At 58.4% G+C, this 15,662-nt stretch carries 13 protein-coding genes; 8 read left to right on the top strand and 5 right to left on the bottom strand.

The features are described 5' to 3' along the window. Positions 1–74: 74 nt before the first annotated feature. Both KFS80_RS12090 and KFS80_RS12095 read right to left on the bottom strand, forming a co-directional pair. Positions 75–707: a TetR family transcriptional regulator gene (locus KFS80_RS12090; RefSeq protein WP_053116818.1), complete on the bottom strand. Its 633-nt coding sequence runs from the start codon at positions 705–707 to the stop codon at positions 75–77. A 169-nt stretch (positions 708–876) separates the two neighbouring features. Beyond that, positions 877–1,293, bottom strand: coding sequence for a hypothetical protein (locus KFS80_RS12095; protein ID WP_053116819.1), 417 nt, complete (start codon positions 1,291–1,293; stop codon positions 877–879). Between the two features lie 385 nt (positions 1,294–1,678). Between KFS80_RS12095 and KFS80_RS12100 the strand changes: the two genes are divergently transcribed. Then, complete coding sequence (locus KFS80_RS12100; protein ID WP_212544919.1) at positions 1,679–3,754, top strand: AsmA family protein; 2,076 nt, start codon at positions 1,679–1,681, stop codon at positions 3,752–3,754. Between the two features lie 168 nt (positions 3,755–3,922). Here KFS80_RS12100 and KFS80_RS12105 read toward each other — a convergent pair whose 3' ends face one another. Next, the gene (locus KFS80_RS12105; protein WP_134175811.1) at positions 3,923–4,456 is read right to left on the bottom strand and encodes a ferritin-like domain-containing protein; all 534 of its coding nucleotides are present in this window, start codon (positions 4,454–4,456) and stop codon (positions 3,923–3,925) included. A 90-nt stretch (positions 4,457–4,546) separates the two neighbouring features. Beyond that, positions 4,547–5,476: a LysR substrate-binding domain-containing protein gene (locus tag KFS80_RS12110; protein ID WP_172680067.1), complete on the bottom strand. Its 930-nt coding sequence runs from the start codon at positions 5,474–5,476 to the stop codon at positions 4,547–4,549. A gap of 109 nt (positions 5,477–5,585) precedes the next feature. On the opposite strand from KFS80_RS12110, the gene KFS80_RS12115 reads away from it, so the two are divergent. The 3 genes from KFS80_RS12115 to KFS80_RS12125 all read left to right on the top strand — a co-directional run bounded on the left by KFS80_RS12115 (position 5,586) and on the right by KFS80_RS12125 (position 7,500). Then, positions 5,586–6,224, top strand: coding sequence for an FMN-dependent NADH-azoreductase (locus KFS80_RS12115; RefSeq protein ID WP_212544920.1), 639 nt, complete (start codon positions 5,586–5,588; stop codon positions 6,222–6,224). Beyond that, positions 6,225–6,530, top strand: coding sequence for a DMT family transporter (locus KFS80_RS12120; RefSeq protein ID WP_053116824.1), 306 nt, complete (start codon positions 6,225–6,227; stop codon positions 6,528–6,530). Positions 6,531–6,621: 91 nt separating this feature from the next. Continuing rightward, positions 6,622–7,500 (top strand): esterase/lipase family protein, encoded by an 879-nt coding sequence (locus KFS80_RS12125; protein ID WP_212544921.1) that lies wholly within the window; start codon positions 6,622–6,624, stop codon positions 7,498–7,500. A 114-nt stretch (positions 7,501–7,614) separates the two neighbouring features. Here KFS80_RS12125 and KFS80_RS12130 read toward each other — a convergent pair whose 3' ends face one another. Further along, positions 7,615–8,502, bottom strand: coding sequence for a DMT family transporter (locus KFS80_RS12130; protein WP_212544922.1), 888 nt, complete (start codon positions 8,500–8,502; stop codon positions 7,615–7,617). A 96-nt stretch (positions 8,503–8,598) separates the two neighbouring features. Here KFS80_RS12130 and KFS80_RS12135 point away from each other — a divergent pair, with 96 nt between their 5' ends. The 4 genes from KFS80_RS12135 to KFS80_RS12150 all read left to right on the top strand — a co-directional run bounded on the left by KFS80_RS12135 (position 8,599) and on the right by KFS80_RS12150 (position 15,541). Next, complete coding sequence (locus tag KFS80_RS12135; protein ID WP_212544923.1) at positions 8,599–9,381, top strand: AraC family transcriptional regulator; 783 nt, start codon at positions 8,599–8,601, stop codon at positions 9,379–9,381. 108 nt (positions 9,382–9,489) lie between these two features. Continuing rightward, complete coding sequence (locus tag KFS80_RS12140; protein WP_212544924.1) at positions 9,490–13,890, top strand: dermonecrotic toxin domain-containing protein; 4,401 nt, start codon at positions 9,490–9,492, stop codon at positions 13,888–13,890. Positions 13,891–14,018: 128 nt separating this feature from the next. Then, on the top strand, positions 14,019–14,324 hold the full coding sequence (locus KFS80_RS12145; protein WP_053116829.1) for a PsiF family protein: 306 nt from the start codon (positions 14,019–14,021) through the stop codon (positions 14,322–14,324). 203 nt (positions 14,325–14,527) lie between these two features. Then, a complete protein-coding gene (locus tag KFS80_RS12150) occupies positions 14,528–15,541 on the top strand; it encodes an AI-2E family transporter (RefSeq protein ID WP_053116830.1) in 1,014 nt (337 codons plus the stop codon). Positions 15,542–15,662 lie beyond the last annotated feature (121 nt).

Raw genomic sequence — 15,662 nt, forward strand, 5'->3', positions numbered from 1 at the left:
TTGGCTGATACGACGCTTTCGCGAGCAAGCCCGCTCCCACAGGGGGAATTTGGTGTGTCAGTGATAGAGGGGAGTTACTCGGTACTGCCGAGGCCTTGCCAGTGCTTCAGGCCGATAAAGATAAAACGCAGCTGCTGAGTGATCTTCGCCTGTGGCGTCAGATGCTCCGGCAGTGCTTCAGCGGGCGGGTCGATGATGTCGGGGAGGGTGGCGAACACCGATTTGACGATCAGATCAGCCATCACACTCAGGCCATCGGCATCGAGATGCTGGAGCTTGGGCATCATCGTCAGATCCGATGCAAGGTCGGAGCTGATGTTTTCGCGCAACCGACCAATGGCTTGCCGCACCGGCAGCGAACCACCGTATTGCTCGCGAGCGAGAAACAGAAATTGCGAGCGATTAGCGCTGACTACATCGAGAAAGATCCGCACCGAGGCATCGATAATGCCGCCCATGACGAATTCGTTGTGGCGCACCAGGCGGATGGTTTCGCGGAAGGTCTGACCGACTTCGCTGACCAGCACCAAACCCAGTTCGTCCATATCGGCAAAATGCCGGTAGAAACCGGTGGGCACGATCCCGGCGGTTTTGGTCACTTCGCGCAGGCTCAGGCTGCCGAATCCTCGGCCGCTTTCCATCAGGTGGCGGGCAGCGTCCATCAGGGCGTTGCGGGTCTGTTGCTTCTGTTCGGCGCGGGGCAGCATCGCAGGGTGTGTTCTTCGGCGGGACAAGCGCCGCACTCTAGCAAATCGGCTTTATCGGCGTCGAACGGCAGGACGGTGCAGCGGGGATTTTTGCGGGATGTTTTACCGGGGCCTGAAAAGTCAAAAGCCCAATCCGTCGATTGGGCTTTTTTTCTGGGCCACCATGGGCTCAGCTCACAGCGCTGTTGCGTTCGATCACACGATCACCACCACCTTCGGCAACAGCCTGGCCTTGTGGGGTTTTGTCGTAGCCGTCTTCAACCAGGCCTTTTTCTTCGAGGCGGTTGCGACCGTTTTCGGCGACAGCCTGACCTTGAGGGGTTTTGTCGTAGCCATCTTCGACCAGACCTTTTTCTTCCAGGCGATCACGGCCGCCTTCTGCTACAGCTTGACCCTGTGGAGTTTTGTCGTAGCCGTCTTCAGCGAGGGTGCCTTTGGTGTGGTCGGAGCCGTCGGCAGCAACGGTCTGGCTGAACACCGAGTAGCTGGTTTTTACTTGTGGCGTGGCTTGTTCGGCGGCAGGCAGAGCGAAAGCCGTGCTGGCCAGCATCGAGAGGGTAAGGCTAAGCAGTAATTGGCGTTTCATGATGGGTTGCTCCTTGGGAGGGCGATAAAGTGGGTACGAGGGCAATGCTACTCTCGATAAGTCGATATAAAAGTTCATAAACGCAATGGTAATAATCAACAGAATTGATTGTTCTGGCGGGAGGCTCTAGATCGGGCCTTTCAGAGCATCGGTTTTGCACCGAGGTGGGTATTTTCGACCCACTCGCGCCTCGCAAAAGTGCGGGTCGCGGTAACGCTGTTCGACTGATCGGTCAGAATTCACCCGGGTTTTTCCGTCTTAATCGGCTTTTCGGTTAAACCTGCGGGCCTTTTGCCAGTCACAGTTTTCATAGGGGCCGCTTTGGCCCGCCGTTTCAGCCTTTCACCGTGTTTTGGGTGAGGGGTCGTGATCAGGAGTTTTGTGCATGACGCGCACTGGAAAAATCTTCAGCTGGATCTTCGCCACCCTCGTGCTGCTACTGGCCGTGCTGGTATTGATCATCGTGTTCTTCGACTGGAACCGGATCAAACCGCCGCTCAACGCCAAAGTCTCGGAAGAACTGCACCGACCGTTTGCCATCAATGGCAACCTCGCGGTGATCTGGCAGCGCGAGCCGGATGAAGGCGGCTGGCGCGCCTGGGTGCCGTGGCCGCATGTGGTTGCCGAGGATTTGAGCCTTGGCAATCCGGACTGGTCGAAGAAACCGCAGATGGTCACCCTCAAACGTGTCGAACTGCGCATCTCGCCACTGGCGCTGCTGGCGCAACGCGTGGTGATTCCGCGAATCGACCTGACCGAGCCCAACGCCGATCTGCAACGACTGGCGGACGGCCGCGCCAACTGGGTGTTCAAGTTTGATCCCAAGGATCCGAATGCTGAACCGTCGAGCTGGGTGGTCGACATCGGCGCCATCGGTTTCGACAAGGGTCACGTCACCCTCGATGACCAGACCCTGAAAACCAATCTCGATGTGCTGATCGATCCGCTGGGCAAGCCGATTCCGTACAGCGACATCGTTGGCGACAAAGCGGCGAAAACCGCGCAGGACAAGGGCGGCGCGCCGCAGGACTACGCGTTTGCGCTCAAGGTCAAAGGCCAATACCACGGCCAGAACCTTACCGGCCAAGGCAAGATCGGCGGATTGCTGGCCTTGCAGGACGCAAGCAAACCGTTTCCGCTGCAAGCCCAGGCGAAGATCGGCGACACCCGCATCGAACTGGCCGGCACCCTGACCGACCCGATGAATCTCGGCGCTCTTGACCTGCGCCTGAAGCTGGCCGGCGACAGCCTCGGCAATCTCTATCCGCTGACCGGCGTTACGTTGCCCGATACGCCACCGTATTCCACCGACGGTCATTTGATTGCCAAACTGCATGACGCTGCCGGCGCCAAATTCACCTACGAAAAATTCAACGGCAAGATCGGCAACAGCGACATCCATGGCGACCTGACTTACGCCGCTACCCAGCCGCGACCAAAACTCAGCGGTGCGCTGGTTTCCAATCAACTGCTATTCGCCGACCTTGCGCCGCTGATCGGCGCCGATTCGAATGACAAGCAAAAGGCCCGTGGCGGCGACAGCAAGCAACCGGCGGATAAAGTGCTGCCGGTCGAGGAGTTCAAGACCGACCGTTGGCGCGCGATGGATGCCGACGTCGAGTTCACCGGCAAGCGCATCGTCCACAGCGAGAAGCTGCCGTTCAATGACCTCTATACGCATCTGGTGCTCAACGACGGCGAACTGAGCTTGCAGCCGCTGCGCTTCGGCGTCGCTGGCGGCAATCTCGATGCACAAATCCGTCTCAATGGCCGCACCGAACCGATGGAAGGCCAGGCCAAACTCACCGCGCGCCGCTTCAAGCTCAAAGAGTTGTTCCCGACCTTTGAACCGATGAAGACCAGTTTCGGCGAGCTGAATGGCGACGCCGATATCAGCGGTCGCGGCAACTCGGTGGCGAAGCTGCTGGGCGGCGCCAACGGCAAGTTGAAGATGTTGATCAACGACGGCGCGATCAGCCGTGAATTGATGGAGCTGGCCGGGCTTAACGTCGGTAACTACGTGGTCGGCAAAATCTTTGGCGACAAGGAAGTGAAGATCAACTGCGCGGCGGCGGATTTCGATATCAAAACCGGTCTGGCGACCACGCAGCTGTTTGTCTTCGATACCGAGAACGCGATCATTTATATCGATGGCACGGCGAACATGGCCACCGAGCAACTGGATCTGACGGTGACCCCGGAATCGAAGGGCTGGCGTTTGATTTCCCTGCGTTCGCCGCTGTACGTGCGCGGCAAGTTCATCAAGCCGGACGCCGGGGTCAAGCCGGTGCCGTTGCTGTTGCGCGGCGCGGGGATGGTGGCGTTGGGTGTGATTGCGGCGCCGGCCGCGGGGTTGCTGGCGTTGGTGGCGCCGAGTGGTGGCGAGCCGAATCAGTGTGCGCCCCTGCTGGAGCAGATGAAGGAAGGGAAAGCCCCGGTGACCGTTAAACCCACCAAGTAATCGGGTAAAAGCAAAAGATCGCAGCCTTCGGCAGCTCCTACGCCGATCGTTCCCACGCTCTGCGTGGGAATGCCTCTACAGACGCTCCGCGTTCGGCATTAAAAAGGCACGCAGAGCGTGCCGGGCTGCGTTCCCACGCGGAGCGTGGGAACGATCAGTTATCAGGGTTTAGAGGTCGTTCAGGATGTCGGCCATGTCATCGGCGTGCTCTTCTTCCTGCGCGAGGATGTCTTCGAAGATGCGCCGTGTAGTCGGGTCTTTCTCGCCGATGTACTGAATGATTTCGCGGTAGCTGTCGATAGCGATCCGCTCAGCGACCAGATCCTCGTAAACCATCTCTTTGAGGGTGTTCCCGGCCACGTATTGCGCGTGGGACATTTTCGACAGCAGGTCGGGATTGAACTCAGGCTCGCCGCCCAATTGCACGATGCGCTCGGCCAGACGGTCGGCGTGCTGGGCTTCCTGGGTGGCGTGCTCAAGAAATTCTTCGGCGGCCACATGGGCTTTGACGCCGTTGGCCATGAAATAGTGGCGCTTGTAGCGCAACACGCAGACCAGTTCGGTGGCCAGCGATTCGTTGAGCAAGCGCAGCACTTCTTCACGGTCGGCGCTGTAGCCCTCGGTGACGGCGCCGTTCTCGACGTGTTGGCGCGCACGTTCGCGCAGTGTTTGTACATCTGACAGATGCAGGTCGTCGCTCATTTCGATCTCCAGGAGGCTAATCCGATGGGCGCCACGTTCTGCGGCCGTGGTCGCTACCCAAGTTGTGAGTCATGAGCGAAGCAAAAAGTTTTATGCAATTTGCGCTGTCCTCGGCGTCAGCCCCGACAACGCCGCCTCCTCGCGCAACCACGCAAAAAATGCGCGCACCGGCGGATGCCGTTCGCGGCCCGGCACACACAACGCGCTATACCCGGCGCCATCCACCACAACGTCGGCTTTGTAAGGCACCAGCAGACCACTGGCGACACTTTCCGAGACCAGAATATTGCTCGCCAGCACCAAGCCTTGCCCGGCGATCGCCGCTTGCAGCGCGTAATGCTCTTCGTCGTATTCGCGGTTCGCCGGCGACTGTTTGAGCCAGTTTTCGCCAGCCTTTGCGCACCACGCTTGCCAGCCATGGGCGTAGAGCTTGGAGTTATGCCAATGCACGCTGATCAATGTTGGCGTGCGCCGCGCGGCCAGCGCCACTTGCTCCGGTGAGCCGTAGACGCCGAAGGATTCATCGAACAGGCACAAGCCATACAGGTTCGGATAGTCGTCGAGGCTGTAGCGCAGCACCAGATCGACGCTGGCGTCCTGATGCAAATCGATAACTTCGCAATGGGTATCCAGGCGCACGTTGATGTTCGGATGCTGTGCATAAAAACGTCCGAGACGCGGCACCAGCCATAACGCCGCGAAGGCTGCGGTGGTCGACAGCGTCAGGCTGCTGACGCTGCGTTGCGGGCGCAGGGTGTCGACGCTTTGCGCCACTTCGAGCAGCGCGCCGTGCAGGCTGCGAAACAGGCGCTCGCCGCCCTCGGTCAGGCGTACCTGGCGCGGCAGGCGTTCGAACAGAGCAAGCCCGAGCCAGTCCTCCAGCGCACGAATCTGATGGGAAATCGCAGTCGGCGTCACCGACAACTCTTCGGCGGCCGCTTTAAAGCTCAACAAACGTGAAGCAGATTCGAAAGCGCGCAGGGCGGTCAGTGGCAGCGAGGCGAACATTGAAAACTCCACGGATGAAATCAATTCATCCCGACTGATTTTTGCTCATTTGTTTAGACGTAATGGCGAGCTTCAAGCTGCAATCCACAAGCCGTTTGATTCTAGTCCGGAGAATGTACAGATGAGCAAGATTCTTGTGCTGCATGCCAGTCCGCGTGGTGATCGTTCCACTTCGCGCCGTCTGGCGGAAAGTTTTCTCAGCGCCTGGCAGGTGCGCCATCCGCAGGCTCAAGTCACTCGCCGTGAAGTCGGGCGGGCATTGATTCCGGCAGTCAACGAAGCGTTCGTCGCCGCAGCGTTTTACCCCGAGCCCGACAACCGGCCTCTGTCGATGCAGGCCGATCTGGCGCTCAGCGATCAACTGGTCGGCGAATTGTTCGATCATGATCTGCTGCTGATTTCCACGCCGATGTACAACTTCAACGTGCCCAGCGGGCTCAAGGCCTGGGTCGATCAGATCGTGCGGCTGGGCCTGACCTTCGATCACACGCTGGACAACGGCGTCGCCCAATACACGCCGCTGTTACAGGGCAAGAAGGCCTTGATCGTCACCAGTCGCGGCGGATTCGGCTTCGGCCCCGGTGGCGAACTGGAAGCGCTGAACCACGCCGATCCATGGCTGCGCACGGCGCTGGGTTTCATCGGCATCAACGATGTCAGCGTGGTCGCCGCCGAAGGTGAAGAATCCGCCGAACGCAGCTTCGCGGTGTCGGTGGCCGAGGCCGAGCAGCGGTTGCTCGACCTTGCCCGGGAGCTCTAGGTGGCCTGGGTGTTCCTGCTGATCGCCGCCGGTTTTGAAGTCACCTTCGCCATGGGCATGAAGTACGCCGAAGGTTTCACCCGGCTGTGGCCGTCGCTGATCACGGTGATCGCGGCGATCGGCGGGATTTACTTTCTGACTTTGGCGATGCGCGAGTTGCCGGTGAGTATTGCTTATCCGATCTGGACGGCCATCGGCTCGCTGGGCACGGTGTTCCTCGGTTTTGCCTTGCTCGGCGAGAGCCTGACGCTGGTCAAACTGCTGTCGGTGGGGCTGATTGTGGCGGGGGTGGTGGGCCTGAAGTAGGCTGGTCGATGAGTTGTCATCATCAGGGAGGATGCTTGGCGGGCGTTTTGCAGGCCTTGCATCCACTCACCGACCACAAGGATGTTTGCCCATGTCCACGCGTTATCCGCTGGTGTTGGTTCCGGGCATGCTCGGGTTTGTACGTTTAGTGCTCTATCCGTATTGGTACGGAATCATCAAAGCCTTGCGCCGTGGTGGTGCGACAGTGTTCGCGGTTCAGGTGTCGCCGCTCAATTCGACCGAAGTGCGGGGCGAGCAACTGCTCGCGCGTATCGATGAGATTCTGCGCGAGACCGGCGCGCAGAAGGTCAATCTGTTCGGCCACAGTCAGGGCTCTTTGACGGCGCGCTATGCCGCGGCGAAACGCCCGGATCTGGTGGCGTCGGTCACGTCGGTGGCGGGGCCCAATCATGGCTCGGAGCTGGCGGATTATCTGGAAAAACATTACCCGGCGGACAGCGCCAAGGGGCGTCTGCTTGAGGCGTTGTTGCGTTTTTTCGGGTGGCTGATGGCGGTGCTGGAGACCGGTTATCGCGGGCCGGGATTTCCGGTGGATGTCCATGCTTCGCACCATTCGCTGACCACGGCGGGCGTGGCGCTGTTCAACCAGCGTTATCCACAGGGCTTGCCGCAAACCTGGGGCGGGCATGGGCCGGAAGAGGTTAACGGCGTGCGTTATTACTCGTGGTCGGGGACGTTGCAGCCGGGCAAGACCGATCGCGGCGGCAATCTGTTTGACGGGACCAATCGCAGTTGTCGCTTGTTCGCGAAAACCTTTGTGCGCGAGCCGGGGCAGTGCGACGGGATGGTCGGGCGGTACAGCTCGCACCTCGGCACGGTGATTGGCGATGATTATCCGCTGGATCATTTCGACATTGTTAACCAGTCGCTGGGGCTGGTGGGCAAGGGCGCGGATCCGGTGCGGTTGTTTGTTGAGCACGCGGCACGGCTGGAGGCAGCGGGGCTTTAACCGTAAGACCGAGTTATCGTTCTTCGCGAGCAAGCCCGCTCCCACATTGGATGGCATTCCAACTGAAGAAATGCGGTCAACTGTGGGAGCGGGCTTGCTCGCGAAGAGGCCAGATCAGGCAACGCTTAACTTTCGACCCAGCACGGTGGTCCAACGCTCAGAAAGTATCACCCCACCCAACGTCAGCAACCCGCCCACCAAGTGATACATCGCCAACTGCTCCTTCAACACCACCGCCGCAATCAGCGCAGTAATCAATGGCAGCAAATTAAAGAACAATGTCGTCCGGCTCGGCCCCAGGCGTTGCACCGCCTGCATCCACGCCAACGGCGCAACCATCGAAGCCAGCAGGCACGCATACAACACCAGCGGAATGTTCTGCAGGGTCAAACCGGTTTTCGGCGAAGCGACATACAGCGGAAACAACACGACAATCGCCACCAGCACCTGCAAATACAGCAACACCAGCGGCGGCAAACGTAGCTGCCATTTCTTCAGCAGCGTGCTGTAAATCGCGTAAGCCAGCGTCGCGATCAACATCATCGCATCGCCCATGTTCAGGCCGTGTTGCAGCAACGCGCCAAGGCTGCCCGACGACACCACCACCAGCACGCCAGCAAACGACAGCACCGCGCCGACCAGCGCACCGGCGGTCAGACGTTGACCGAGGCTGATGATTGCCATGGCCAGCGACATCAACGGCATCAGCGACAAAATGATGCCCATGTTGGTCGCGGTGGTCAGGGTCGCCGCAAAGTAAGCGAGGCTCTGATACACCGCCATACCCAGCACGCCGAGGACAAAAATCTTGCCCAAGTTCGGACGAATCTGCGGCCAGTGCGCGATCACCGCTTTGAGCATAAATGGCGTGAACAGCAAACCGGCGAGCAGCCAGCGATAGAAACCGATCTCGGCGGGGAAAATCGCCCCGACCGCCAGTTTGTTGATCACGGTATTGCCGGCCCAGATAAAAATCGCCAGCAGCGGAAACGCGTATTGCATGAGTTGAAACCAGTACGTTGATGAAGCGCAATTATCCCTTGTCTGGATACAGGCCTATACTTCGAACCGGACAACCTGCCTCTGAAACCGGACAGCATGAACAGTAAACACATCGATCTACTGGATTTCAGCGAGCTGCCGTCGGCGGTGTACTTCCGTTATGCCGATTTCAACGCCCACGAATTCGCCGCGCCGCACCGCCATCCGTGGGGCACGCTGGAATACGCGGCGCACGGCGTGCTGCACATGGACGTCGACGGCAGTCGCTTCATGTCGCCGCCGCAATACGCGGTGTGGGTGCCGCCGCAGGTCGAGCACAGTTTTTACAGCCATCAACCGGTCAACTATCGCGCGGTGTGTCTGGATCCCAAGGTCTGCGCCGATCTGCCCCGACGCGCCTGCACGCTGGCGATCAGCGACATTCTCAAAGCGATTCTCAAGGACTTCGCCGCACGCGATGTGAAAATTCCTCAACTCGATGCCGATCAACGACTGGCGCAGGTGTTGGTTGATCAACTGCAACAGGCGCCGGTGCACGAGTGTTATCTGCCCTACGCGAGCAGTCCGGGTTTGCTGGCGATCCTCGAATCGTTGCAGGCCGAGCCTGGCAACAACCAGCCGCTGGCGCATTGGGCGGCGCAAGTGCATGTCAGTGAGCGCACGTTGGCGCGTCAGTTTGTACGGGAACTGGGGATGAGTTTTGGCGAGTGGCGCCAGCGTCTGCGTTACCTTGCGGCGATCGAAGCGTTGGAGGGTCAGCGTAGCGTTCAGGAAATAGCCTTTGATCTTGGCTATAGCAGTGGTTCGGCATTTATTGCGATGTTTCAGCGTCAGGCCGGCTGTACACCGGAGTTTTATCGTCGACATAATTTGTTCTAGTTGCAAAGCGAACTTTCTTACAGGCTTCTCCGAAACCGGCTTCATAAGATGACGATGTTCTCGCGTTAGGCTGCCTCGATACTTTATGTGATCGAACAGGGATTGAACGTGAGCAAAAAATTGTCGTCGGCTAATAATCTGGCCAGTTTAAACAGTGGTCAAAGTGTTCATCATGACTTTATCAGTAACGCCATTCCCGACTGGCTGGTTCAGTCAGGGAGCAAAAGAGTTGGCGAACTTAAACAGAGTCCGAAAGTTATACCGTCGTGGTTAGAGGAAGCGTCATCGGTTGAACTGCTTGCACTCAATCTGGCATCGGTCTCCAGATCGAACGCTCAAGCGGCGGTGGATCGGATGTTTGAACGATTGCAGGATGTTTATGCCTTCGCGCAGCCGTTGCTGGTTAAGGCATTGAAAGATCAATACGGCGTGTCCGTCGATGTTCGTGAGACTTTTGTCAGGCTGTATTCACCGGCGCACTTGTCCCCTTGGGTCATGAATGTAGCGGGCGGAATGAGTGTGCGTACCGTGTCCCTGCTGGATGCAGCGCTGCACAACTTTTCAGCCAATGAGGTTTTTCAGTCCGGCAGTGGCTTTATCAGCAAGCCGGATGAGCAAGGCCTGTTTGAAGTAAAAGTTTTGAATGCGCTGACGGTCGAACAGTTCAAAGAGTTATGTCGAACTCTGGATATAGGCCAGCGATATAAGGTTTATCTTCAAGACTATTTGCGGCCAGCCGATGCCCTCCCTCGCCATTTTTTGCGAAGCCAGGTTATCGAAAGCCAGAAACATACTTTCAAAATGGCTGCCCATCTGGCGTTGATGAAGAAAGATATTTCAGCGGAGGTGTATCTGCACGCGCTGCACCTGTTCGGCGACAAACGAGGGCTGAAGCTTGATGGTTTGCCAGTTCGTTATTTCCACCTGACGATGCTCGATGTGCGCCTGACCGGCATTGTCCTGATGATGCCTGATCCAGAGGCACCCGTTGCCGGCGTGCGGCGGGTCATTGCCTACGTGCCGCACGATCCGCAACATCCATTGAAGGAATACCCTTCATCACAGGCATTTTTCGCTGAGCTGACGCGTCAACTCAGGGGAGATACCGACGCGGCACCGTCCACGCCCAACCGCTATCAGGTGTTTTTCACCCAGTTCGTCGAACATGAGCAACGTGGGCGTTTTTTTGCCCAACTGCATGCGCAACTGTTTCCGATTCAGTATCACGGGCCTTCGCCACGACCCGACCAACCGTCCTGGCGTGAAACACCCGCGCCAAACCCGCACCTGCGATTCGGTGCCATTGCCTTTGGTGATCAGACGGGCGAGCGTTTCAACGCTGACCTGTGGGGTTACCTGTTCCAGCAGCAAGTCAACAAGATGCTTAATGACGGACGTACATTGGCTGTTTCCACGGCGGATGCCGACAGCGCCGAGCGCTGGGCCTGGGTCGAAGATTTTGAGCAGATGTTTTTCGAGATCCTCAATGTTGCGCTGTTGGTCGTGACCCCTTTTGTGCCGTTTCTCGGGGAAATGATGCTGAGCTATATGGTCTATCAATTGCTCGGCGACGTCGTGGAGGGCGTGATAGATCTGGCCGCTGGCGACTACGTGCAAGCAGTAGAACACCTCCTCGGCGCAACCGAATCGATCATCGAGGCTGGTCTCTTTGCGGTCGGCGGCAGTTTTGCCAGGGAGGTCATTCGTCCCAAGCTGTCGGCGTTTCTCGAAAATGCCGCACCGGTCACGCTGGCGGACGGCAGCCAACGTCTGTGGGGGCAGAATCTTGAGCCCTATCTGCAACATAATCTGCAACTGGCAGCGGAGGCCAGGCCCCAGGCTGACGGGTTACACCTGCATCAGGGCAAGTCGATCCTGCGCCTTGATGCGCGTCACTTCGAGATTCGGAAGGACAGGCAGAGTGGCCAACATCGGATTCAGCACCCCGGCCGTCCGCACGCCTACCAACCGGTGGTCAACAGCAATGGCGCAGGCGCTTTCGTCATCGAAGGCGAAAAACCATTCAATTGGGATGTCGATACGCTGATGCGCAGGCTCGGGTCTTCGGTGGAAGGCCTGACCGATGATTTTGCGGCGATTCGTACTGTCAGTCAGGTAGAGCCCGGTGCACTGCGGCGCATGTACGCTGACCATGAGAGGGCGATCCCGTTGCTTAGCGATACGGTGACCCGATTCAGAATCGACCGCGACATCAAGACATTCATCGAACAACTGTCCAGTGCCAGCCCCGATCAGTACCTGAATGCCGATCCTGTCTGGCAGTTTCAACTGCTTGATGGCGTGTGGCCGGGCGAGCCGGTTGAGCTGATCGGGGCGCGCGGCGAGAGGCTAGGGTATCTGGGCGCCGTCAATGCGCGGCCCTTGCGCCTGTCGCTGGAACGTCTGATGGACGGCGATTGGCTGAAGACACTGGTGACACAACTGGATGACGCACAAATCCGAGCGTTGTTGGGCGATTCTTCCAGTGCACCGGTCTCCTCGCCCGAGGTGAGTACCCGACGTCTTCGCGTCGAGTTGGCACGGTTGGCCCGTCGGCGCCAATCGCGGTTGTTCGAGCAACGCTATAACCGCGAGGCTGGAAACATTTCTGCGCCGGCTCGGGTCATTCAAGATCAACTGCAGCCGTTGCCCGGCCCGGTGGCGCAGGCATTGGCGTCCCTGGCGACACCTGCGGAACTTGAGGCCCTAGCCCAGGCAAAAATTCCCGAACGATTGCTGAATCTCGGGCGTTGGGCGCAGCAGGATGTGCGCATCAGCCGGGCCTATGAAGGATTGTTTCTGGAATCGGTAGAAAGTGCTGAAAGCGACACGCTGGTGTTGCACTCGTTGGCAAACCTGCCGGGCTGGAATCCCGACGTGAGCATTGAAGTGAGTCTTTACCGCTACGGTGGACGGCAGCTGGAACGCATCGGCTCCGCTACGGCATCCATTCAACGCACGATCGTTGTCGACGAACACGGCAGGTTCCAGGCGCATGATGCTTCAGGTCAGGCGTTGCATCCTTCCAGCGATTTCTACACGGCGATACTGCAAGCATTACCGGATGGCGAGCGCAATCGTCTGGGCATCCACATCGGTGAAATGTCGAAGTTGAAATCCGCGTTGCGTGAGCACCTCCTCAAACCTCATCGGCTGCTCAAGGTTCTCAACGACTTACCCGTCCTGCCGGTGCAGACATTCGATCCGTCGTTCATGCGTCTGCGTGGAGGCGGGGTGACCGACGCCGCTGAAGTCCCGGTATTGCAGGGCATCGCCGAAACGTTTTCTGACTTTGTCGCGGCAGCGTTTCATCCCAGCGTTGCCGAATTTGAGCAATACAACTATCTGCGCGGTTTGCAGTTGATGAACGAAACGTTGCCACTCGAATGCTGGAACAGCCTGGTGGAGGCTTTCATAAGCGCCAACGCTCAGGGATATGAAGCCAATCAGAGGGTGGTGCGCAGTATCGAAGTCCTGCCGGATTTGCAAAAACTGATGAGCGCAGACGCTTTTCAGCACTTGATCGGGCGACTGTTTACCGCCGATGGACTGGAACCGCTCACGAAGTCCGAATGCAATCTGGGGAGCATCGCGCGCAATCTACAGCAGACCGGACGGGATCAGGATTATCAAGCGCTCAGGCAGGCAGTGCTGGAAAACCCCGATCATCAGGTTGAACCTTGGGAGGAACTGCGGGAATACCATGAACTTCTCTCTTCTGGCGCTGAACCTGACTCCACGCCGAGCGAGGTGACGGCTCAAGTCATGGCCAATCTGCAGTCGGCGCAGCGTGCCATATTCAGGGCCAAAGAGTTACTGCCGCTCTCTGGCAATCAGTTGCCGAGCATCTGGGAAAAGGGCGGTTCGGCGATTGCGAAGATCAAAGGGCTCAGACAGCTGGATCTTCAGTCGGGTGACTTCACTGCCCGCTGGACCAGTGCGGAAACCGCCAGGAAAGCCATCGCCATCAAGGGCGGTAATTGCTCGGAAAACTCCAAGGTCACGTTCTCGATTCTCGCGAGCCAGCCGAGGGCGTCGCGCATTCATATCGTCAAAGCGACCGCTTTCGATCATCAGTACGTGGTGATTGGTGACGACTTGAGCAATCTTGCCGAGTTGGTGGTGGCCGACTCGTGGCCAGAATTTCCCGTCGCACACACGGCTGATAAAGGTTACTTCCGGTTCGAGCTGCCAGCACTGGAAACCCTGGAGCCTGGCCCTGCGGTTGCCGACTACGCGTTCATCGAGAGTGTCCCGCCGGGACCGGCGGCACTGCCGCAAGTTTCACAGGAGAACACCATCAGGCAAATCAAGATAAACAAGCTCCACCAGAGGGGGGCTTATGCTCAGTTCACCTCGGTGGCAGAGCTGGGTGCGCGCTACCATACGCCAGATGAAGTGCCGGTTTCTTTCGAACTGCTGCCCACGACAGTTATTGAAAAAAGGATTGAGGCTTATAGGGATTATCAGAAAGCGTTTGAGAAACCGGGGGCCGCAGGCACTGAATAGGCGCTGCGGTCAGGGATCTGGCGCGTGCGGCAAAGATCCGGAGCAGGGTGCGGAGGAAGGTGTAACAAGATTTGGCTACACTCCTGCAGAGGCCGCATCCATCGGTGCGGCGACAAGGAGAAAACTCCATGAAGATGTTGCGTGTGCCTTTGTTGATGATTGGTTTGCTCCTGTGTTCCCAGGGTTTTGCCGCCACGGCGCAGCAAAACAAAATGACCACCTGCAATGCCGATGCGACCGCCAAGAGTCTGAAAGGCGATGAGCGCAAAACCTTCATGAGCACTTGCCTCAAGGCAACGCCTGCGGCTAACGACGGCAAGCAACTGACCCCGCAGCAGCAAAAAATGACCACCTGCAACGCCGATGCGAAAACCAAAGCGCTGACCGGCGATGCGCGCAAGGCGTTTATGAGTGATTGCCTGAAGAAAAAATAAACACTTGAGTCTTGTGGTGAGCGGGCTGGCCTCTTCGCGAGCAAGCTCGCTCCCACAGGAGTGCGCATGCCAATGTGGGAGCGAGCTTGCTCGCGAAGGGGCCGGTCGTTACGCCGCCAATCTCAAACCCTGCATATCCCTAGTGCTCCCCCCGGAACGCTGGCAGACTGCCCATCCTTTTACGCCGTTCGTTTTGAGGCTGTATGCCAACGTTTTCTGAGCGTCATGTAGTGTTCTGGGTCAGTTGCATCATCATTTTCGGCGGTTTGCTGCTGGTGCTGCCGCTGCGCTTGTTGCCGAGCCTGCTCGCCGGCTTGTTGGTGTTCGAGCTGGTCAACATGCTCACCCCGCAACTGCAACGGCTGATTGAAGGCCGCCGCGCGCGCTGGCTGGCGGTGGCGTTGCTGGGGACGTTGGTGGTCAGTGTGCTGGCGCTGCTCTTTGCCGGCGCGATCAGTTTCCTGTTGCACGAAGCGGAAAACCCGGGCGCCTCGCTCGATAAATTCATGGGCGTGGTGGATCGTGCGCGCGGGCAACTGCCGCCGTTCATCGACGCTTATCTGCCCGCCAGCGCCGGTGAATTCCGCGTGGCGATTGGCGAATGGATGAGCAAGCATCTCTCCGAGCTGCAATTGGTCGGCAAGGATGCGGCGCACATGTTCGTGACGCTGCTGATCGGCATGGTGCTCGGCGCGATCATCGCCCTGCAGCGCGTGCCGGACGTCACCAAACGCAAACCGCTGGCGGCGGCGCTGTTCGATCGTCTGCACCTGCTGGTTCAAGCGTTTCGCAATATCGTTTTCGCGCAGATCAAAATTGCCTTGCTCAACACCTTCTTCACCGGGATCTTCCTCGCGGTGATCCTGCCGATGTTCGGCGTGAAGCTGCCGTTGACCAAAACCCTGATCGTGCTGACCTTCCTGCTCGGTCTGCTGCCGGTAATCGGCAATCTGATATCCAACACGCTGATCACCATCGTCGGCCTGTCGCTGTCGATCTGGGTGGCGGTGGCGGCGTTGGGTTATCTGATCGTTATCCACAAACTTGAATACTTCCTGAATGCGCGCATTGTCGGCGGGCAGATCAGTGCCAAGTCGTGGGAGTTGCTGCTGGCGATGCTGGTGTTCGAGGCCGCGTTCGGCCTGCCGGGGGTGGTGGCAGGGCCGATTTATTACGCGTATTTGAAGAGTGAGTTGAAGCTGGGCGGGATGGTTTAACCACCCCGTGATCGTTCCCACGCTCTGCGTGGGAAAGCATCCCGTGACGCTCCGCGTCACAGCCTCAACAGCGGACGCAGAGCGTCCATGGCGGCGTTCCCACGCGGAGCGTGGGAACGAT

This window comes from Pseudomonas rustica, from assembly GCF_018336155.1.
Classification (GTDB): domain Bacteria; phylum Pseudomonadota; class Gammaproteobacteria; order Pseudomonadales; family Pseudomonadaceae; genus Aquipseudomonas; species Aquipseudomonas rustica.

Coding starts and splice junctions, on each gene's coding strand:
- KFS80_RS12130 (WP_212544922.1), bottom strand. CDS start 8,502: ATGCAATACGCGTTTCCGCTGCTGGCGATTTTTATCTGGGCCGGCAAT.
- KFS80_RS12150 (WP_053116830.1), top strand. CDS start 14,528: ATGCCAACGTTTTCTGAGCGTCATGTAGTGTTCTGGGTCAGTTGCATC.
- KFS80_RS12095 (WP_053116819.1), bottom strand. CDS start 1,293: ATGAAACGCCAATTACTGCTTAGCCTTACCCTCTCGATGCTGGCCAGC.
- KFS80_RS12145 (WP_053116829.1), top strand. CDS start 14,019: ATGAAGATGTTGCGTGTGCCTTTGTTGATGATTGGTTTGCTCCTGTGT.
- KFS80_RS12105 (WP_134175811.1), bottom strand. CDS start 4,456: ATGAGCGACGACCTGCATCTGTCAGATGTACAAACACTGCGCGAACGT.
- KFS80_RS12090 (WP_053116818.1), bottom strand. CDS start 707: ATGCTGCCCCGCGCCGAACAGAAGCAACAGACCCGCAACGCCCTGATG.
- KFS80_RS12100 (WP_212544919.1), top strand. CDS start 1,679: ATGACGCGCACTGGAAAAATCTTCAGCTGGATCTTCGCCACCCTCGTG.
- KFS80_RS12125 (WP_212544921.1), top strand. CDS start 6,622: ATGTCCACGCGTTATCCGCTGGTGTTGGTTCCGGGCATGCTCGGGTTT.
- KFS80_RS12135 (WP_212544923.1), top strand. CDS start 8,599: ATGAACAGTAAACACATCGATCTACTGGATTTCAGCGAGCTGCCGTCG.
- KFS80_RS12115 (WP_212544920.1), top strand. CDS start 5,586: ATGAGCAAGATTCTTGTGCTGCATGCCAGTCCGCGTGGTGATCGTTCC.